The organism is Pseudomonas paralactis, assembly GCF_001439735.1.
Taxonomy (GTDB): domain Bacteria; phylum Pseudomonadota; class Gammaproteobacteria; order Pseudomonadales; family Pseudomonadaceae; genus Aquipseudomonas; species Aquipseudomonas paralactis.
In genome coordinates this window covers 14,821-34,984 of the sequence record NZ_JYLN01000013.1, presented here as the reverse complement: position 1 = coordinate 34,984, position 20,164 = coordinate 14,821, and the positions used below count along the sequence as shown (strand labels likewise).

Below are 20,164 nucleotides of genomic sequence, written 5' to 3'. Positions count from 1 at the left end.
TTCCTGTGCTGAAGACCGACAAAGTCTAGGCGTTGCAAGGCGTCTGGGGCCAGCGATACCTTTACTGTATAAATATCCAGCAAAACCTTGAGTGGTTGCTTCCAGCCTCGACACTGCTAGCATCCGTGTCTCTTAGTCGCTTTGCACTGCCAAGGATCGCAATGCCACCAGCTCCTTTGGATACCCATTACCAAATCGAGACCCCGGAGGGGATCGACCTGCCCTTGCGCCCTGCCGGCCTGCCACCCAGGGCATTGGCCTTTGCATTCGACCTGGGCGTGCGTGGCATCATCATGGGTATCCTGCTGGTGCCCCTGGCACTGCTGGGCAATATTGGCCTCGGGCTGGGTTCGCTGCTGCTGTTCCTGGTGAGCTGGTGGTACATGGTGCTGTTCGAAGTGCTCAACCAGGGCTGCTCGCCGGGCAAGCAGGTCATGGGCCTGCGGGTGGTCCAGGATGATGGCACGCCCATTGGCTGGTCGGCTTCGCTGATCCGCAACCTGCTGCGCTTTGTCGACATGCTGCCTTTCGGCTATTTCCTCGGCGCGATCAGTTGCCTGCAACATCCGCACTTCAAGCGCCTGGGCGATCTGGCCGCCGGCACACTGGTGGTCTATCGCGAACTACCGCTGGTGCGCCCGCGGGTCCCTCAAGCGGCCGCGCTGCGCCTGCCCTTTGCACTGGAGCTGAGCGAACAGCGGGCCATACTCGGCTTTGCCGAGCGCCAGGCCGAGCTCTCTGCCGAACGCGTGCATGAGCTGGCCGCAATCCTCGCCACGCCCCTGCAAGTCCCCCCGGCACGCGCCGTGGAACAACTCAACGGTGTGGCACGTGGTTTATTGGGGCCGACATGAAGCAAAGCCTTTTTGAAAGCCGCCACCAGCCGCAATGGCAAACCTTCGCGCAGCAACTTGAGCAGTTGGAGCAAGGCAAAGCCAAGGCGGGCGAGGTGGCGGACTTCCCTCACCAATATCGGCGCCTGTGCCAACACCTGGCCCTGGCCCAGCAGCGTGGCTACAGCAGCTACCTGGTAGACCGCCTGCAGCAACTGGCGCTGCGCGGCCATCAACAGTTGTATCGCCATCGCAGCGAACTGGCGGCCAATGTACTGGCGTTCCTGCTCGCCGATTTCCCGCGCCTGGTACGTGAACAATGGCGCTTCGTACTGATCGCTGGTTTGCTGTTCTTTGGCAGCCTGGTGGGCATTGCGCTGCTGGTTTACCTGTTCCCCGACCTGATCTACAGCATCGTCAGCGCCCAACAGGTGGCCGAGATGCAGGGCATGTACGATCCCGCTGCCAGCCGCTTGGGACGCGCCGCCGAGCGCGCAGCCAGCGAGGACTGGATGATGTTTGGCTATTATGTGATGCACAATATCGGCATCGCCTTCCAGACGTTTGCCGCTGGCCTGTTGTTCGGCCTGGGCAGCGTGTTCTTTCTGGTTTTCAACGGTTTGATGATCGGCGCGGTCTCGGGGCACCTGACCGACATTGGCTATGGGCAGACCTTCTGGTCATTCGTCATCGGTCATGGCGCATTCGAATTGAGCGCCATTGCGCTGGCCGGTGCTGCGGGTTTGCAATTGGGTTGGTCATTGATCGCTCCCGGGCGGCTGCCACGAGGCGAGGCCTTGCGCCTGGCAGCCCACAAGAGCGTGCGGATGCTCTGCGGGGTCATGGTGTTTCTGCTGATCGCGGCGTTCATCGAAGCCTATTGGTCCTCCACCACCCACTTCGAGCCCTGGCTCAAATACCTGGTAGGCACTGCGCTCTGGCTACTGGTGGCTGTTTACCTGATCTTCGCCGGACGGGCTCGCCATGCGCCTGACTGACGCCAGCGTGGTGATTCGCCCGCGCACTTCCTGGGAAGCCATGGACCTGGGCGTCCTGATGGCCAGGCAACATCGTTTGCTGCTGATGGGCAGTTGGGCAATGGTGAGCCTTCCTGTGTTTATTGCGCTGACCGTGCTGCTGTGGAATTACCCGTCGCTGGCCATGTTTCTGTTCTGGTGGCTCAAGCCGGCTTTCGACCGCCTGCCGCTGTACATTCTTTCCAAGGCCCTGTTTGGCGAGCGCCCCAGTCTCAAACAGGCCGTTCGCCAGTGGCCACACCTGCTCAAGGGGCAACTGTGTGCCAGCCTGACCTGGCGCCGCCTGAGCATGAGCCGCAGCTTCACACTGCCGGTCAGTCAACTTGAAGGGCTCGCGAGGCAGGCGCGGCAACAGCGCCTGGGGATATTACTGCAACGTAACGCCGGCGCCGCCCGCTGGCTGACGATTATCGGCGTACACCTGGAAATCGGCCTGTGGTTCGGCGCCATGGCGCTGTTCTATTTATTCATACCACAGCAGCTGGAAATGGATTGGGACTGGCAGCGCCTGGCGCTGGCAACCAGCTCGAACGTGTTGTGGGTGGAGCACCTGGGGAATGCCTTTTACGCACTGGTCCTGGTGTTTTGGGAACCCATCTACGTTGCCTGTGGCTTCAGCCTGTACCTCAACCGTCGTACAGCTCTTGAAGCCTGGGACCTGGAGTTGGTATTCCGCCGGTTGCGTCAGCGCCTGAGTAGCGTTGCGCCGCTGTTGCTGCTGGCCGTCGGCCTGGCGCTGATACCGTTCAGCCCATCCGCCATGGCCGATGAAACAACGGGCCACAAGCCACTCAATACCCAGGCTGCCAGTCAGTCCATCAAGGCACTGCTGGACAAGCCACCCTTCAAGAACCCGGAAACCGTCACCCGCTATCGGTTTGGTGAAGAAAAGCCGCCAGTCAAAAACACAGCCCGTGGCGACGGTAAATTACCCGGCTGGCTCCAGGCCTTACTCGACAACCTCAACAGCGACAGCTTCAAGCCCCTCGCCAAAACCCTGGAAATACTGCTGTGGAGCCTGGTGATTGGCGGACTGGCCCTGGTGGTATGGCGTTACCGGGAGTGGCTGCGCACCTTTGTCAGCCGCAACCGGCGCGCCCGCGCTAAAACCCCCGCACCTCCCCCTGCTCAGTTGTTCGGGCTGGAGCTGGGGGTCGAGACATTGCCGCAAGACATCGCCAGCGCCGCCGAACAGTTATGGCCCACCCAACCACGGCAAGCCCTTGGTTTGCTGTATCGCGGCCTGCTCAGCCGCCTGCTGCATGAATTCAATTTGCCGCTCAAAAGCGCCGACACCGAAGGCCAGGTGCTGGAGCGCGTTCAACAGTTGCAGCAACCGCAGTTGCTGGCGTTCAGTGACGAACTGACGCGTCACTGGCAAAACCTCGCCTATGGTCATCGCTTGCCGCCCTCCTCAATCCAACAAAAGCTGTGCAGCGATTGGCGCGCTCTGTTCAATGACGGAGCCAGCCAATGAAACGGCCATTATTGTGGTTGGCGCTGCTGGTAGGCCTGCTGGGTGTGGGTGGCTTGTATGCCTGGCATAAGGCAATCCCCTATGACGAAGTAGTGGATCGCGGCCCGTCGCCGGATGCACTGGCCAATCCTTATTTGGCCGCCGAGCATTTTCTGCACCAGCAAGGCCTGGTGGTGGAACACGCCAACGGCCTTGAGCAGCTTGCGAACCTACCGGCCAAAGGCCATAGCCTGTTGCTGCTGGGGGAGCGCAGCAACATGACCCCGCGCCAGGTCGAGCAACTGCTGGCGTGGGCAAAGTCCGGCGGGCACCTGCTGCTGGTCGCCGAGGCATTGTGGGACGAGGAAACCGGCAAGAGCGGCGACCTGTTGCTTGATCGCCTTGATATCCACCAGGCCTTGAGCGAAACCTTCGATGAACCGGCGCCCGCACGTAAAAAGCCCGCGGCAGACCTGACCAAATTTTATGTCGACAATGAAACTGACCCGGCGTATTTCAGTTTTGACACCGACTTCAACCTTATCGACCCCAAGCACCTGGCGCAGTTTTCCGCCAACAGCGCCGATTCAAGCCACCTGATGCAACTCAACCTGGGGCAAGGCCGCGTCACTGTGATTACCGATAGCGACCTGTGGAAAACCCCAAACATCGGCAAACACGATAACGCCTGGTTGTTGTGGTACCTGACCCAGGAGACTGACGTAACCTTGCTGTTCAACAGTGACACGGACGATCTGCTGACCCTGTTGATCCGATATTTCCCACAGGCCCTCGTCGCCCTTGCTGCACTGATCGCCCTGGCGCTGTGGCAGGCCGCCATGCGCCAGGGCCCGATCCAGGCACCGGTCCCCAAGGCACGTCGGCAACTTCAGGAACATTTGAAGGCCAGCGCCGATTTCCTGCTGCGCCGCAGCGGTCAGGGCACCTTGCTGCAAGCTTTGCAGCACGACCTCCTGCGCGCCGCTCGGCGGCGCCATCCAGGCTTTGAGCATCTCACTGCAGCAGAGCAGCGGCGGGTGCTGGAACACCTGACGCGACACCCCCCTCATATCATCAGCCAGGCGCTCGAACCACTGACGCAGAAACGGCTCTCCAGCGCCGATTTCAGCCGACAGGTTGCGTGCCTGCAAACCCTCAGGAATGCCTTATGAGCGACTCTCCAATGGCCACCGCCCTGACCGCCGAAAACCTGCAACGTGCCAACCAGCAGGCCCAGGCCCTGCGGGTGGAATTGCGCAAGGCCGTGATTGGCCAGGATCAGGTGATTGACGATGTGCTCACCGCCTTGATCGCAGGTGGCCATGTACTGCTTGAAGGTGTACCCGGCCTTGGCAAAACCTTGCTGGTACGGGCACTGGCCAGGTGCTTTGGCGGTGATTTCGCCCGTATCCAGTTCACCCCGGACCTGATGCCCAGCGATGTCACCGGCCACGCCGTGTACGACCTGCAGACCGAACAGTTCAAACTGCGCAAGGGGCCCGTGTTTACCCACCTGTTGCTGGCCGACGAAATCAACCGCGCCCCGGCCAAGACCCAGGCAGCGTTGCTCGAAGCCATGCAGGAACGCCAGGTCACCCTGGAGGGCGAGGCATTGCCCATCGGCCAGCCCTTCATGGTGCTGGCGACTCAGAACCCCATCGAGCAGGAAGGCACCTACCCATTACCCGAGGCCGAGCTGGACCGGTTCATGCTCAAGCTGCGCATGGACTACCCCGACGCCCAACAAGAACTGGACATGGTCCGCGAAGTGACACGCTCGTCCAGGGCAGACATGCTGGATGTGCAACCGTTGCGCACGGTGCTGCAAGCCGAGGATGTGGTGCTGATGCAGCAGATCGCCAGTGACCTGCCCCTGGATGAACAAGTGCTCGATTACGCTGTGCGCCTGGCTCGCGCCACGCGCAGTTGGCCAGGGCTGACCCTCGGTGCCGGGCCCAGAGCATCTATCGCCCTGGTACGCGGCGGCCGGGCCCGGGCGCTGCTGCGTGGTGCAGAATTCGTGACGCCCGATGACATCAAGGGCTGTGCCCTGGCAGTGCTGCGACATCGGGTACGCATTGCGCCGGAACTGGACATCGACGGCCTGGAGGTAGACCAGGTGCTCAAGCAGTTGCTGGACCAAGTTGCGGCACCAAGGCAATGACACGGCCATGAAACCAACCCGTTTGCTGCTGATCTGGCTGGGTGTGCTGCTTGGCCTGAACATCGTGTTGGGCGCTTCGGTTGCGTTGCAGATCAAGGTACCTGAAACCTTGCAGTCAGTGGCCTGGGGCCTGCTTCTGGCGTTGCTGCTGCTGGCGCTGCTGGATGCCGCACGCTTGCATCGATGCCCCTCGGCGCGCGTCCACAGGAAATTGCCCAGCAGCCTGGCGCTGGGGCGCTGGGAGGAAGTGCGCCTGTGCCTGGAGCACGACTATCCTCAGCCACTGACCGTGCAGGTATTCGATCACGTGCCCGATGGCCTGAGTGTGGATAACTTGCCTCAATCCATCCAATTGCGCCCCGGCGAGCACGGCGAGCTAGGCTATCGCGTTCGCCCCTTGCGACGCGGGCATTTCAGTTTCAGTCGCTGCGAACTTTGGCTGCCCAGCCCATTGGGCTTGTGGTCGGCACGGCGATGGGTCCAAACCCCCGACGCCACCCGGGTCTACCCGGATTTCGCCCGTTTGTACGGTGCGCAATTGCTGGGGGTGGATAACTGGCTGAGCCAGCTGGGCGTGCGCCAACATCAACGCAGGGGATTAGGCCTGGAGTTTCATCAATTGCGCGAGTTTCGTGAAGGTGACAGCCTGCGCCAGATCGACTGGAAGGCCACCGCCCGGCAACGCACACCAATTGCCCGGGAATACCAGGACGAACGCGACCAGCAAATCGTATTCATGCTCGATTGCGGCCAGCGCATGCGCAGCCAGGATGCCGAGCTATCCCATTTCGACCACGCCCTCAACGCCTGCCTGCTCTTGAGCTACGTCGCCTTGCGACAGGGCGATGCAGTGGGTTTATGCACCTTTGCCGGCGACCAACCGCGCTACCTGAAGCCGGTCAAGGGCAGTGGCCAGTTGAACACCTTGCTCAATGCTGTCTACGACTTGGAGGCCACCCGAAAAACCGCCGACTATGAGGCGGCCGCCCATCAATTGCTGGCACGGCAAAAACGCCGGGCACTGGTGATCATCGTCACCAACCTGCGAGATGAGGATGATGAAGCGCTGATGAGCGCCGTCAAACGAATCGGCAGGCAACACCGCGTACTGGTGGCCAGCCTCAGAGAGGAAGTTCTCGATCAACTGCGCCTGGCCCCTGTGCAAACACTCCCCGAAGCACTGGCTTATAGCGGCACAGTCGATTACCTCAACGCCCGCAACCAACTCCATGATCGCTTGAGCGCTCATGGGCTTTCAGTATTGGATACGTTGCCGTCAGACCTGGGCGCCACACTGGTGACGCGCTACCTGGGATGGAAAAAAGCCGGGGTTTTCTAACCAGCAGTGTTCAGACAGAGGCCTGTTGAGAATCAAAGCTGAAGTATTGCAACAAGGCGCTGATCAATTGCCCGTACTCTTCGGGCGGCTGCTGCACGCGAAATCCGGAGTCGTAATGCTGGGGATTGACATCCTCATGGCTCCATAAACAGGTCGCGGTGAGATTAATCGTCTGAAATTCGCCTTGTACCGTTGGTACTTTCAAACACAGTTCAAAATCTACATTGATCATCATGGGCAGTTGGCTGATGAGCATCAGCCCGTTTTCAGACACATTGCCCAAAAAACCGATGGGTTTGTCGGTGATACGGTTGAACACCTGCAAAAAGTAAGGCAATTGATGCCGTTCGATCCGTCGCTCAGTAAACATAATTATGTCGCCATCCAATAGCCAGAGTATGACCGTGCAGTGATTCGGAACAAGCAGCTGCTCGCTCTCCCTGTATCTCGGTGTGACGACGGATACCACCTGTCGTCAGACTGCTACCGAATCAGGGCCTTGCATCCGTTCGAATGGAAACCTATACAAACGGACATTCAAAGAATAGCCCAAGACTGGCGACGGGCCAGCTATGAAATGACAAATATCATTACAAAGACGCAGGCCGTGGTTTTGCGACGCTCCCGCCCTGGTAATGCCCCAGTTGCTGCAAGGTATCGAGCCGGGCACGGGCGCGGTAGGCATACTCGCTCGACGGGTATTGGCTGATGATGAACTGATAGGTTTGTGCGGCATCGACAAACAGTTTTTGTCGCTCCAGGCACTGCCCGCGCAACATCGAAACCTCCGGCTGCACATAGCGACGGGTCCGGCTTTCGCGGTCGACCTGGGACAATTCCAGGGTGACACGTGCGCAGTCGCCCACCCCATAGGCACGGTAGGCGTTGTTCAAATGGTGGTCCATGGACCAGCGGGTACAGCCGACAACACTGACGGCCAGGGCAGCAACAAGCAAAATTCGCATGGGGGTTCTCCTGTCATGTGCAGTGTATCGACCCCCGAGCGAAAATCTTCAAGGCTGTTTGCCTCTCCAACCGCAGCAAAAACAAAGGCAATCGTCGATAAGTAGTGCAAACGAACAATGACTACAACGAAAGAGCATAGTAGCCTTCCCCAGCGCTTGAACTCAGGAGTCTGTGCATGTCCGTCCGTCGTACCAAAATCGTCGCCACCCTTGGCCCGGCCAGCAACTCGCCGGAAGTCCTCGAACAGCTGATTCTGGCTGGTTTGGACGTTGCCCGTCTGAACTTCTCCCACGGCACCCCGGACGAGCACAAGGCTCGCGCCAAGCTGGTGCGTGACCTGGCCGCCAAACATGGCCGCTTCGTTGCATTGCTGGGTGACCTGCAAGGCCCGAAAATCCGTATCGCCAAATTCGCCAACAAGCGGATCGAGCTGAAGATCGGTGACAAGTTCACCTTCTCCACCAGCCACCCGCTGACCGAAGGCACCCAGGACGTCGTCGGTATCGACTACCCCGACCTGGTCAAGGATTGCGGCGTCGGTGACGAACTGCTGCTGGACGACGGCCGCGTGGTTATGCGCGTCGACACCGCGACCCCAACCGAACTTCACTGCACCGTGATCATCGGCGGCCCGCTGTCCGACCATAAAGGCATCAACCGCCGTGGTGGCGGCCTGACAGCGCCGGCCCTGACTGAAAAAGACAAGGCCGACATCAAGCTCGCCGCCGAAATGGAAGTCGACTACCTCGCCGTGTCCTTCCCGCGCGACGCCGCCGACATGGAATACGCCCGCAAACTGCGCGACGAAGCCGGCGGTACCGCCTGGCTGGTGGCGAAGATCGAACGTGCCGAAGCCGTGGCCGACGATGAAACCCTCGACGGTCTGATCAAGGCTTCCGACGCCGTGATGGTTGCCCGTGGCGACCTGGGCGTGGAAATCGGTGACGCCGAGCTGATCGGTATCCAGAAGAAGATCATCCTGCACGCACGCCGCCACAATAAAGCGGTGATCGTCGCGACCCAGATGATGGAGTCGATGATCCAGAACCCGATGCCGACCCGCGCCGAAGTGTCCGACGTGGCCAACGCCGTGCTCGACTACACCGACGCCGTGATGCTCTCGGCTGAAAGTGCCGCCGGCCCTTACCCGCTGGAAGCCGTCCAGGCCATGGCACGCATCTGCGTCGGCGCTGAAAAGCACCCGACCAGCAAGACCTCCAGCCACCGCATCGGCAAGGTCTTCGAAAGCTGCGACCAGAGCATCGCCCTGGCAGCCATGTACACCGCCAACCACTTCCCGGGCGTTAAAGCGATCATCGCCTTGACCGAAAGTGGCTACACGCCGTTGATCATGTCGCGCATCCGCTCCTCGGTGCCGATCTACGCGTTCACCCCACACCGCGAAGCCCAGGCCCGCGCGGCCATGTTCCGTGGCGTGTACACCATCCCGTTCGACCCGGCGTCGCTGGCACCGAACGAAGTCAGCCAGAAGGCGATCGACGAGCTGGTCAAACGCGGTGTCGTGGAGAAAGGCGACTGGGTCATCCTGACCAAGGGCGACAGCTACCACACCACCGGTGGCACCAATGGCATGAAGATCCTGCATGTGGGCGACCCACAGGTCTGAGTGACACGCTGAAAATACAAAGGCCCCGCCATGAAAATGGTGGGGGCTTTTGCATTTCAGTGCAGGCCACTGTGTTGAATTTCAGGGCCTCATCGCAGGCAAGCCAGCTCCCACAATAGTCAGACAACTCGGTCTACTGTGGGAGCTGGCTTGCCTGCGATGGCGTCATCAGCACCGGGCGATAAACTCCGATACAGCCTTGAACAGGCTTTTCATAAAGTGAACGGGCGGGATAGAAACACATCTGCCAGCAATTGATTACGCGGCAGTCCCGCCAGGAACAAGCGCTTGGAAAAGGCCTCGACGCTGGCAGGGTGCCCGCAAAGCAAGGCCAGGGTATGCCGGGAAGCCAGCCGCAGTTGCGCCAGTGCCGGCTGCAACTGCGCCGCAGTCAATAGCTCCACGGTCAGGTGCCCATGTTGCGCGGCAAGCGCTGCCAGGGGTTCAGCCAGATAATGAGCTTCGGCCTCATGAGCCAGGTGAATCACGCGAATCTCGCCTTGATGATCCTGGCGCAGTGCCTCGCGCAACACACCCCACAAGGGCCCCAGGCCAGTACCGGAAGCCAGCAGCCACAACGGCCGCGATTGCCAATCAGGGTCGTAGTGCAGCGCTCCACCCCGCAGTTCGCCCAAGCGTAGAGGCTCACCGACCTTCAACTGTCGTGCGGCATCGCTGAAGGCACCGGGTTGACGGCAATCGATATGGAACTCCAGATACGGCTCCTCCTGGGGCAAACTCGCCAGGGAATAAGGGCGCGCCACCTGCCCCGCCCACAGCACCAAATGCTGCCCGGCCCTGTACCGCAGGGCACGTTCCGGTTGCAGGCGCAGGCGCAGTACCGTCGAGCTCAGCCAATCGGCGCCCACCACCTGGGCGGGCAGGCCATCGCGCTGGGGGTCAAACGCTTCGACCTTCAGGTCCGCAATGACCCGGCACTGGCACGCCAGGCGCCACCCGTCCTGGCGTTGCGCCGCGCTCAGCGCGTCAGGCTGCTGGTCGTCAACCTCACCCTCGCAACGCACCAGGCACGCATGGCAACTGCCGGCCCGGCAACTGTAGGGCACGGCCACACCTGCCTGATTCAAGGCATCCAGCAGGTTGCTGCCGGTGGCGACCGACCAGTGGCGTTCGCCAACGTACAGTTCAGGCATAGCGCCGTCACCTCTATAGGTAGGAGCGAGCTTGCTCGCGAAGATCGCTAACGATAACGCGGACAACCTGATGAAACCCACCAGATTCACGCTTTTCGCCAGCACGCTCGCTCCTGCAGATAACCGGGCCGGGCATTCGTGACCATAGTCGGGTGTATCGGCCACCGTGCCGGGTTATACTGCCGCGCCTTTTTAGCGTCGCGCCTGCACCATTTTGGCGTGCCTTGGAAAGGTGAGCTCAGCCGACCGATGCAACACTGAGCCCACCTTTATTGAATGTTCCCTTAGAGAGGAGCGCGACTCATGACCGTGATCAAGCAAGACGACCTGATTCAGAGCGTTGCCGACGCCCTGCAATTCATTTCCTACTACCACCCCGTTGATTTCATCCAGGCCATGCACGAAGCCTACCTGCGCGAAGAATCGCCGGCAGCCCGTGATTCCATCGCCCAGATCCTGATCAACTCGCGCATGTGCGCCACCGGCCACCGCCCGATCTGCCAGGACACCGGTATCGTCACCGTGTTCGTGCGCGTGGGCATGGATGTACGTTGGGATGGCGCCACCATGGGCCTGGACGACATGATCAACGAAGGCGTGCGTCGCGCCTACAACCTGCCGGAAAACGTTCTGCGCGCCTCGATCCTCGCCGACCCGGCAGGCGCGCGCAAGAACACCAAGGACAACACCCCGGCGGTGATCCACTACTCCATCGTCCCGGGTAACACCGTGGAAGTGGACGTGGCAGCCAAGGGCGGCGGTTCCGAGAACAAGTCGAAAATGGCCATGCTCAACCCGTCCGACTCGATCGTCGACTGGGTGCTCAAGACTGTTCCGACCATGGGCGCCGGCTGGTGCCCACCGGGTATGCTCGGCATCGGTATCGGCGGCACTGCCGAGAAGGCCGCGGTGATGGCCAAGGAAGTGTTGATGGAATCCATCGACATCCACGAGCTGAAAAAGCGCGGCCCACAAAACCGTATCGAAGAGATGCGCCTGGAGCTGTTCGAGAAGGTCAACCAACTGGGCATCGGCGCCCAGGGCCTGGGTGGCCTGACCACCGTGCTCGACGTGAAGATCATGGACTACCCAACCCACGCCGCCTCCCTGCCGGTGTGCATGATCCCCAACTGCGCCGCCACCCGTCACGCGCACTTCGTGCTCGACGGTTCGGGCCCGGCGTCGCTGGAAGCGCCATCGCTGGATGCTTACCCGGAAATCGTCTGGGAAGCCGGCCCATCGGCCCGCCGCGTCAACCTCGACACCCTGACCCCGGAAGAAGTGCAGAGCTGGAAGCCGGGCGAAACCGTGTTGCTCAACGGCAAGATGCTCACCGGTCGCGACGCGGCGCACAAGCGCATGGTCGAGATGCTGAACAAGGGCGAAACCCTGCCGGTGGACCTCAAGGGTCGCTTTATCTACTACGTCGGCCCGGTTGACCCGGTGCGTGAAGAAGTGGTTGGCCCGGCGGGCCCGACCACCGCGACGCGGATGGACAAGTTCACCCGTCAGATCCTGGAGCAAACCGGCCTGCTGGGCATGATCGGCAAGTCCGAGCGCGGCCCTACCGCTATCGAAGCGATCAAGGATCACAAGGCCGTGTACCTGATGGCCGTGGGCGGTGCCGCTTACCTGGTGGCGCAAGCAATCAAGAAGTCGCGCGTGGTGGCATTCGCCGAGCTGGGGATGGAAGCCATCTACGAGTTCGACGTAAAAGACATGCCGGTTACCGTTGCAGTCGATAGCAACGGCGAATCTGTACACATCACCGGTCCTGCCATCTGGCAGAAAAAGATCAGTGAGAGCCTGGCGGTGGAAGTGCAGTAAGCGCTTTCTCCACAAGCATAAAGGCGACTGCGGCCCATGGCCCAGTCGCCTTTTTTATACCTGAAGCGATTGCCATGGCGAACGCCGTGAAATGTGGGAGCTGGCTTGCCTGCGATGACATCAAACCGGTGTGACTGAAGCACCGAGGTGTCTGCATCGCAGGCAAGCCGGCTCCCACACAAGCTCGTTCGCCACAAGATCCAGACAGCTCATGCTATGGTGCTCGCCCCTCACTGTGCCTGCTCATCATCGTATGATCGTGATCCCTCGCCCTCTGCGTCTGACGTTTTACTCGTTGCTGATCATCGCCGGCGCAGTGCTGGCCGCCGCCTTGGCCACCCGCCATGCCGAACGCCAGGCCCTGGTGGATGAGGCCGCCCGCGCCAATCAGCAACTGGCGCTGTACGCCAACTCTCTGCACACCCTGATCGAACGCTACCGCGCCCTGCCCGCCGTGCTGGCACTGGACTCAGAGATGATCCGCGCGCTGAAGGGCCCACTCGATAGCGCCACCCAGGATGCACTCAATCGCAAGCTCGAACGCATCAACGGCGCCGCCCAGTCCTCCACCCTGGAGCTGATGGACCGCACCGGCCTGGCAGTGGCCGCCAGCAACTGGAATTTGCCCAGCAGCTATGTCGGCCACAATTACGCGTTCCGTCCGTATTTCAGCCAGACCTTGAGCCAAGGCACCGGGCGTTTTTACGCGGTGGGGGTGACGACCGGCATTCCGGGGTACTTCCTGTCCAGTGCAGTGGTCGATGAGCAAGAGCAATTCCTTGGCGCCATGGTCGTCAAGCTGGAGTTCCCGGAACTGGAACGCGAATGGGCCCAGGGCAATGACTTGCTGCTGGTCAGCGATGCCCGCGGCATTGTGTTTATCGCCAACCAGCCGGGCTGGCGGTATCGCAACCTGCGGCCGTTGTCGGTGAGTGACCTGGCAGAACTCAAGGCCACCCGCCAATACGACAAGAAGCAACTGCAACCACTGGAAACCCAGACCCTGCAGCGCTTCGACGATAACAGCCACCTGATGCGCGTCAACGGCCCGGACGGCAGCGCCAACTACATCTGGGAATCCCTGCCGCTCAAAGCCGAAGGCTGGACCCTGCACCTGCTGCGCAAACCGCAATTTCCGTTTGAAGACCAACGCAACGCCGGCCTCGCCGCCGCCGGGTCCTGGCTGGCGCTGGTGTTTCTGGTGCTGTTCCTGAGTCAACGCTGGCGCCTGGCTCGCCTTCGCCAACGCAGCCGCGAAGAACTCGAACGCCTGGTAGAAGAACGCACCCAGGCCTTGCGCACCGCCCAGGATGGCCTCGTGCAGTCAGCCAAACTGGCGGCGCTGGGGCAGATGTCTGCCGCCCTTGCCCATGAAATCAACCAACCGCTGACCGCCCAACGCATGCAGCTGGCCACCCTGCGACTGTTGCTCGACCATGGCCGTGTGGACGATGCCTACAAGGCGCTCACGCCGCTGGATGACATGCTCACGCGCATGGCCGCGCTTACCGGCCACCTCAAGACCTTTGCGCGCAAAAGCCCCAGCGGCCTGCGCGAACGCCTGGATCTGGCCAGCGTGGTCGACCAGTCCCTGCACCTGCTCGACGCGCGTTTGCGCGATGAAGCCATCGGCGTGGTGCTGGACCTGGCCCGCCCGGCCTGGGTACGCGGCGACGCGATTCGCCTGGAACAGGTGCTGATCAACCTGCTGCGCAACGCCCTGGACGCCATGGCCGACAAGCCGCGCAAACGCCTGGAAATTCGTCTGCACGCCGATCAGCAGCTGTGGCAGTTGAGCGTCAGCGACAGCGGTGGCGGGATTGCCGAAGAACATTTGAACAACGTATTCGACCCGTTTTTCACCACCAAACCGGTGGGTGACGGGCTCGGCTTGGGGCTGGCGGTGTCCTACGCTATCGTGCATGAATTGGGCGGGCGCCTGATCGCCGGCAATCGTGGCGACGGCGCGGTGTTTACCCTGACCCTGCCCGTCGCACTGGAGACACCCGACCTATGTTGAACGCAGTGATTGTGGTGGATGACGAAGCCAGCATTCGTACGGCCGTCGAGCAGTGGCTGAGCCTGTCGGGGTTTGATGTTCAGTTGTACAGCCGTGCCGAGGAATGCCTGGCGCACCTGCCCAGGGACTTTGCCGGGGTGATCTTGAGTGATGTGCGTATGCCTGGGCTCAGTGGTCTTGAACTGTTGGCCGAGGTACAGCGGCGCGATGCCGACTTGCCGGTGATTTTGCTCACCGGCCATGGCGACGTGCCGATGGCCGTCGAAGCCATGCGCGACGGCGCCTACGACTTCCTGGAAAAACCCTTCAGCCCCGATGCACTGCTCAACAGCCTGCGTCGTGCGTTGGACAAGCGCGGCCTGATCCTGGAAAACCGCCGCCTGCACCAACAGGCTGATCACCGTGCACAACTGGAATCCAGCCTGCTGGGGGTGTCCAAGGGCCTGCAAACCCTGCGTCGCCAGGTGCTGGACCTGGCGACGCTACCGGTCAACGTGTTGATTCGGGGTGAAACCGGCAGCGGCAAAGAGCTGGTTGCCCGCTGCCTGCATGATTTCGGCCCACGCGCCAAGAAGCCGTTTGTGGCGCTCAATTGCGCAGCGATCCCCGAGCAGTTGTTTGAAGCCGAGCTGTTCGGCCACGAAAGCGGCGCGTTCACCGGCGCCCAGGGCAAGCGTATCGGCAAGCTGGAATACGCCCACGGCGGCACCCTGTTCCTCGACGAAATCGAAAGCATGCCTCTGGCGCAACAGGTAAAACTATTGCGCGTGTTGCAAGAGCAGAAACTGGAGCGTTTGGGTTCCAACCAGAGCATCAATGTCGACCTGCGCATCATCGCCGCCACCAAGCCGGACCTGCTCGAAGAAGCACGCGCCGGACGTTTTCGCGAGGACCTGGCTTATCGCCTGAACGTCGCCCAACTGCGCCTGCCACCGCTGCGCGAGCGTCGCGAAGATATTCCGCTGTTGTATGAGCATTTCGCCCAAAGCGCCGCCGAGCGTCTGGGCCGCCATCTTGAGCCACTGAGTGGGCCGCAGTTGAGTCGCCTGCTCAGCCATGACTGGCCGGGCAACGTGCGTGAACTGGCTAACGTCGCCGAGCGCCAGGTGCTGGGCCTTGGAGAACCTGAACCGGAAGCTATTGAACCTGGGCAATCGCTGGCGGCGCAGCAGGAGGCTTTCGAGGCGCATTGCCTGAAAGCCGCGCTGACCCGGCATAAAGGCGATATCAAAGCGGTGCTGGCCGAGTTGCAACTGCCACGTCGCACCTTTAATGAAAAGATGCAGCGGCATGGGTTGGCGAGGGAGATGTTTCTGTAGCGACCTTCTGATCGTCATCGGGGGCAGGCCCCCTCCCACAGTTTGATTTGTGAATACATTCAAGTGTGGGAGGGGCGGTGCGACAATTCGACTTGCTCCCGATGACGCCCGCAGCCATAAGCGGATTTCCGCTCACCACCCAAAAATCATCGGCAACTTTCCGCTCAAAAAAATCCTGTAACCCTTCTATTCCGGGCCTTCATCCACCTGGCACAGCTTCTGCTATAGCCCAAGTCAGGCAGTGCTCAAGCACGCTCCATAAAAACAACTAGATGAAGGATCCTTCAATGGATAACTCCAACTCCCTGCCTCTGGGATCGGCGTCTGCGCCGGCAAAAGAACGCACCACCTCCAGCCGTATCAAGTCGATCTTCAGTGGATCGGTCGGCAACATGGTCGAGTGGTATGACTGGTACGTCTACGCCGCCTTCTCGCTGTACTTCGCCAAGACCTTCTTCCCCGCCGGCTCTTCCACCGCACAGTTGATGAACACTGCCGCCATCTTTGCCGTGGGCTTCATCATGCGCCCCATCGGCGGCTGGTTGATGGGCCTCTATGCCGACTACAAAGGTCGCAAGGCCGCCTTGATGGCCTCGGTATTGCTGATGTGCTTCGGTTCGCTGCTGATCGCCCTGACACCGGGTTATGACACGATTGGTATCGGCGCGCCGATCCTGCTGGTGTTCGCACGCTTGCTGCAGGGCCTGTCGGTAGGCGGCGAGTACGGTACGTCAGCCACCTACCTGAGTGAGATGGCGACCAAGGAACGCCGTGGTTTTTTCTCCAGCTTCCAGTACGTGACGCTGATCTCCGGCCAGCTCATCGCCCTGGCAGTATTGATCGTGCTGCAACAAACACTGACCACCGAGCAGTTGTATGCCTGGGGCTGGCGTATCCCGTTCGCCATCGGCGCCCTGTGCGCAGTCGTTGCGCTGTTCCTGCGTCGCGGCATGGAAGAAACCGAATCGTTCACCAAAAAGGAAAAAGCCAAGGAAAGCGCCATGCGCACCTTGATGCGTCACCCCAAGGAAGTGATGACCGTCGTCGGCCTGACCATGGGTGGCACCCTGGCCTTCTACACCTACACCACCTACATGCAGAAATACCTGGTGAACACCGTCGGCATGAGCATCTCCGACTCCACCACCATTTCGGCGGCGACGCTGTTTCTGTTCATGTGCCTGCAACCCCTGGTTGGGGGGCTGTCGGACAAGGTCGGTCGCCGGCCGATCCTGATTGCCTTCGGCTTGCTCGGTACCCTGTTCACCGTGCCGATCCTCACCACGCTGCATACCATCCAAAGCTGGTGGGGCGCGTTCTTCCTGATCATGGCGGCGCTGATCATCGTCAGCGGCTATACCTCGATCAACGCTGTGGTGAAAGCAGAACTGTTCCCTACGGAAATCCGCGCACTGGGCGTAGGCCTGCCGTATGCATTGACCGTTTCGATCTTCGGCGGTACCGCTGAAGTCATCGCACTGTGGTTCAAAAACATCGGCATGGAGACGGGCTATTACTGGTACGTGACCGCGTGTATCGCGGTGTCGCTGGTGGTCTATGTGACCATGAAGGACACGCGTAAACACTCGCGTATTACCACAGACTAAAAATCGGGGGAGCGGGCTTGCTCCCGATAGCGGCGGTTCAGTTAACAAATCAGTGACTGATACACCGCAATCGGGGGCAAGTTGAATCGTCGCACCGCCCCTCCCACATTGGATATGATGAACGCCTCAGAATTAAGAGCAGAACAGGCCATGTCCGACGATATTCACTTTTACGAACCCGCCAATGGCCACGGCCTGCCACACGATCCGTTTAACGCCATCGTCGGCCCGCGCCCGATTGGCTGGATCTCCTCGCACGACAGCGAAGGCCGCCTGAACTTGGCGCCGTACAGCTTCTTCAATGCGTTCAACTACATTCCGCCGATCATTGGGTTTTCCAGTGTCGGGCGTAAAGACAGCCTGAATAACATCGAACAGACCGGCGAGTTTGTGTGGAACCTGGCCACCCGCCCGCTGGCCGAGCAGATGAACCAGAGTTGCGCGGCGGTCTCGGCGGATGTGAATGAATTCGAGTTGTCCGGCCTGACGCCGGTGGCCTCGAGGGTCATCGCTGTACCAAGGGTCGGCGAAAGCCCGGTATCGTTCGAATGCAAAGTGACGCAGATCATCCAACTGCAACGCGCCGACAAGGAGCTGGTGCCGAGCTGGCTGGTGCTGGGCGAAGTGGTTGCGGTGCACATTGCCAAGTGGCTGCTCAAGGATGGCATCTACGACACCGCTGCCGCCGAGCCGATTTTACGTGGGGGTGGGCCGGCGGATTATTTCCAGTTGGGGCCTGAGGCCCTGTTCAAAATGCACAGACCAGGCGCCACCAAACCCTGACTAAAATGCAATCAAAACTGTGGGAGCTGGCTTGCCTGCGATGACGGTGGGTCAGTTAACTCAGGAGTGACTGATACACCGCTATCGCAGGCAAGCCAGCTCCCACATTGGTTAGGTGTGCTGCCTCAGCGTTCAGCAGTCGCCCAGGTCAGTTGGCCTTCTGCATCCACATCGACCAAATGCTCGAGTTGCAACGTCGCCGCATCATCGGCATCGGACGCAGTCTTGAACGTCTGCCCATCAAGGATCTTGTGAAACCTGGGCGCGCCCATGCCGTCCAGTGCCTTGACGGCAACGGCGGCGCTGTAGCCACCTTCTCCCGGTACGACGGCGGAAACGGCTTCGTGGTGAGCAAATTGTTTACGTGCCATGTTGCAGGTCCTGGCCAATGGAAAGTTGGCCATTGTAAACCGGTTCAACCGGCCAGTTGCAGGTACTCGCCGTAGGCGTTGACGGCGGATGCGTCGGTGAAGGTCTGGAAGTCCATGCTGCGCACGACCATGTCGTTGAGCAACTGCGTAAAAATCATCAAGGCCGGCGAGCTGAAGTAGGTACTCATGGCCTCCTCGCTGCTCCAAAAACCGGATACCAGCCATACATCGGGGTCGACCTGGGAATGCTGCAACGAGAATTGCAGGCAACCCGGGGCCTGGCGACCCGGTTCGATCAAACTGCTCAAGCGTGCACCCAGTTCGGTGCTGCACCCGCTACGGGCGCGGATAAAGGCCATATGGCTCGCGGGAATGGGGGTGGACATGTTCGACTCTCCCGTTGAGAAGTGATGCTCGGCAAGCACGGTGAGGGTGTGTTGCCACAGCATCAAAGATAGCGGCCCGGCTGTGGCTGCGGTTAGTCGATTCCTGCAGGCTTATTGCACAATCCTGCGAGAAACATAGAAAGGACGTTCGGCCCCCGGGATTTATTCCATGCACAGGTCCAGTGTTTCAGGGAGATGACAGGCGGCCTGCTTGCCTGATTCACTACCTATCGCAGGATCAGGCAAGGATCCTGCAGGATCGGCGTAACACTTTTTGAAAAGCTGCCGCTAAGCTGAGCCCATCAAAGCAGCGTGTAGAGGACGTTCCATGTCGTCGCCCGAACCAAAGTCCATCCCCGTCGATGCCGAGATGGAGAAACAACGCGCCGAGCTGGCCAGTATCGTGCACCGCCACACCTGGGAAGACGGCTCCTACGGCACGGCGATCACCTCGCTGTATCTGAACCGCCATAACACGCCACGCGACTTCATGCCGGTGCTGGTGGAGCCTGCCCTGTGCATCCTCGCCAGCGGCAGCAAGGAAGTGCGCCTGGCCGATGAAATCTTTGCCTATGACCCGCTCAACTATCTGGTGTTTTCGGTCGCCATGCCGGTAGCCGGCAGAATCATCGATGCTACCCCGCAAGACCCGAACCTGTCGGTACGCATCAATATCGATCCGGCCCAGCTCACCGCGCTGATTGCCGAAGCCGGGCCTATGGGCGTGCCGTCGCGTCCCACTTCTCGCGGCATGTATGTGGATCGCATCGACACCCCGCTGCTCGATGCGGTGCTGCGCCTGACCCGCTTGCTGGACACGCCCAAAGACATCGCCATGCTCGCGCCGTTGATCAACCGTGAAATTCTCTATCGCTTGCTGCGTGGCCCACAGGGTTATCGACTGTATGAAATTGCCGTGGCCAACAGCCAGAGCCATCGCGTCAGCCAGGCAATCACATGGTTGAACGGCAACTATGAACAGCCACTGCGCATCGACGACCTGGCCAAGGAAGTGAACCTGAGCGTCTCGACCTTGCACCATCGCTTCAAGGCGATCACGGCCATGAGCCCGCTGCAGTATCAGAAGCAACTGCGCTTGCAGGAAGCGCGGCGCTTGATGATTGCCGAAGGGCTGGAAGCCTCGGCGGCGGGGTATCGGGTGGGGTATGAAAGCCCGTCGCAATTCAGCCGGGAATACAGCCGGTTGTTTGGGGCCCCGCCACTGCGCGACCTGGCCCGGTTGCGCCAAAGCATCTGATGTACGCAAAGCACCAT

Annotated in this window: 18 protein-coding genes; 13 read left to right on the top strand and 5 right to left on the bottom strand. The window is 60.6% G+C overall.

Features of this window, described 5'->3' with window-relative positions; translation table 11 throughout:
- The first annotated feature begins 161 nt into the window (after positions 1 to 161).
- From TX23_RS24345 to TX23_RS24320, 6 genes are read left to right on the top strand one after another with little or no spacing between them, the layout of a single operon-like run.
- The gene (locus tag TX23_RS24345) at positions 162 to 854 is read left to right on the top strand and encodes an RDD family protein (RefSeq protein ID WP_057704404.1); all 693 of its coding nucleotides are present in this window, start codon (positions 162 to 164) and stop codon (positions 852 to 854) included.
- Complete coding sequence (locus tag TX23_RS24340; RefSeq protein WP_057704403.1) at positions 851 to 1,831, top strand: stage II sporulation protein M; 981 nt, start codon at positions 851 to 853, stop codon at positions 1,829 to 1,831. The genes TX23_RS24345 and TX23_RS24340 overlap by 4 nt, the downstream gene beginning before the upstream one ends.
- Positions 1,818 to 3,347, top strand: coding sequence for a DUF4129 domain-containing protein (locus TX23_RS24335; RefSeq protein ID WP_057704402.1), 1,530 nt, complete (start codon positions 1,818 to 1,820; stop codon positions 3,345 to 3,347). Before TX23_RS24340 ends, TX23_RS24335 begins: the two co-directional genes overlap by 14 nt.
- A complete protein-coding gene (locus TX23_RS24330) occupies positions 3,344 to 4,498 on the top strand; it encodes a DUF4350 domain-containing protein (RefSeq protein WP_057704401.1) in 1,155 nt (384 codons plus the stop codon). The genes TX23_RS24335 and TX23_RS24330 overlap by 4 nt, the downstream gene beginning before the upstream one ends.
- Positions 4,495 to 5,490 carry an AAA family ATPase gene (locus TX23_RS24325; RefSeq protein ID WP_057704400.1) on the top strand — a complete coding sequence of 332 codons (996 nt, stop codon included), beginning with the start codon at positions 4,495 to 4,497 and terminating at the stop codon, positions 5,488 to 5,490. Before TX23_RS24330 ends, TX23_RS24325 begins: the two co-directional genes overlap by 4 nt.
- A gap of 7 nt (positions 5,491 to 5,497) precedes the next feature.
- Positions 5,498 to 6,829 carry a DUF58 domain-containing protein gene (locus TX23_RS24320; protein ID WP_057704399.1) on the top strand — a complete coding sequence of 444 codons (1,332 nt, stop codon included), beginning with the start codon at positions 5,498 to 5,500 and terminating at the stop codon, positions 6,827 to 6,829.
- Positions 6,830 to 6,839: 10 nt separating this feature from the next.
- Here TX23_RS24320 and TX23_RS24315 read toward each other — a convergent pair whose 3' ends face one another.
- Both TX23_RS24315 and TX23_RS24310 read right to left on the bottom strand, forming a co-directional pair.
- Complete coding sequence (locus tag TX23_RS24315) at positions 6,840 to 7,199, bottom strand: PilZ domain-containing protein (RefSeq protein ID WP_057704398.1); 360 nt, start codon at positions 7,197 to 7,199, stop codon at positions 6,840 to 6,842.
- 220 nt (positions 7,200 to 7,419) lie between these two features.
- Entirely contained in the window at positions 7,420 to 7,794 is a 375-nt protein-coding gene (locus TX23_RS24310; protein WP_057704397.1) for a tetratricopeptide repeat protein, read from the bottom strand.
- Positions 7,795 to 7,970: 176 nt separating this feature from the next.
- Between TX23_RS24310 and pyk the strand changes: the two genes are divergently transcribed.
- Positions 7,971 to 9,422, top strand: a complete 1,452-nt coding sequence (pyk, locus tag TX23_RS24305; protein WP_005790976.1) for a pyruvate kinase — start codon at positions 7,971 to 7,973, stop codon at positions 9,420 to 9,422.
- Positions 9,423 to 9,634: 212 nt separating this feature from the next.
- Here pyk and TX23_RS24300 read toward each other — a convergent pair whose 3' ends face one another.
- Positions 9,635 to 10,576: an iron-sulfur-binding ferredoxin reductase gene (locus tag TX23_RS24300; RefSeq protein ID WP_057704396.1), complete on the bottom strand. Its 942-nt coding sequence runs from the start codon at positions 10,574 to 10,576 to the stop codon at positions 9,635 to 9,637.
- A gap of 303 nt (positions 10,577 to 10,879) precedes the next feature.
- Here TX23_RS24300 and TX23_RS24295 point away from each other — a divergent pair, with 303 nt between their 5' ends.
- The 5 genes from TX23_RS24295 to TX23_RS24275 all read left to right on the top strand — a co-directional run bounded on the left by TX23_RS24295 (position 10,880) and on the right by TX23_RS24275 (position 18,132).
- Complete coding sequence (locus TX23_RS24295; protein WP_032879675.1) at positions 10,880 to 12,403, top strand: fumarate hydratase; 1,524 nt, start codon at positions 10,880 to 10,882, stop codon at positions 12,401 to 12,403.
- 253 nt (positions 12,404 to 12,656) lie between these two features.
- Positions 12,657 to 14,423, top strand: coding sequence for an ATP-binding protein (locus tag TX23_RS24290; protein WP_057704395.1), 1,767 nt, complete (start codon positions 12,657 to 12,659; stop codon positions 14,421 to 14,423).
- Positions 14,417 to 15,742 carry a sigma-54-dependent transcriptional regulator gene (locus TX23_RS24285; RefSeq protein ID WP_057704394.1) on the top strand — a complete coding sequence of 442 codons (1,326 nt, stop codon included), beginning with the start codon at positions 14,417 to 14,419 and terminating at the stop codon, positions 15,740 to 15,742. Before TX23_RS24290 ends, TX23_RS24285 begins: the two co-directional genes overlap by 7 nt.
- A 287-nt stretch (positions 15,743 to 16,029) precedes the next feature.
- Positions 16,030 to 17,349: an MFS transporter gene (locus TX23_RS24280; RefSeq protein WP_057704393.1), complete on the top strand. Its 1,320-nt coding sequence runs from the start codon at positions 16,030 to 16,032 to the stop codon at positions 17,347 to 17,349.
- A 150-nt stretch (positions 17,350 to 17,499) separates the two neighbouring features.
- Positions 17,500 to 18,132, top strand: coding sequence for a flavin reductase family protein (locus tag TX23_RS24275; protein ID WP_057704392.1), 633 nt, complete (start codon positions 17,500 to 17,502; stop codon positions 18,130 to 18,132).
- Positions 18,133 to 18,257: 125 nt separating this feature from the next.
- Here the strand turns inward: TX23_RS24275 and TX23_RS24270 are convergent, their stop codons facing one another.
- Both TX23_RS24270 and TX23_RS24265 read right to left on the bottom strand, forming a co-directional pair.
- A complete protein-coding gene (locus TX23_RS24270) occupies positions 18,258 to 18,503 on the bottom strand; it encodes a hypothetical protein (RefSeq protein WP_019817340.1) in 246 nt (81 codons plus the stop codon).
- A gap of 44 nt (positions 18,504 to 18,547) precedes the next feature.
- The gene (locus TX23_RS24265) at positions 18,548 to 18,889 is read right to left on the bottom strand and encodes an antibiotic biosynthesis monooxygenase family protein (protein WP_057704391.1); all 342 of its coding nucleotides are present in this window, start codon (positions 18,887 to 18,889) and stop codon (positions 18,548 to 18,550) included.
- A gap of 328 nt (positions 18,890 to 19,217) precedes the next feature.
- Here TX23_RS24265 and TX23_RS24260 point away from each other — a divergent pair, with 328 nt between their 5' ends.
- Positions 19,218 to 20,147, top strand: coding sequence for an AraC family transcriptional regulator (locus TX23_RS24260; protein ID WP_057704390.1), 930 nt, complete (start codon positions 19,218 to 19,220; stop codon positions 20,145 to 20,147).
- Positions 20,148 to 20,164 lie beyond the last annotated feature (17 nt).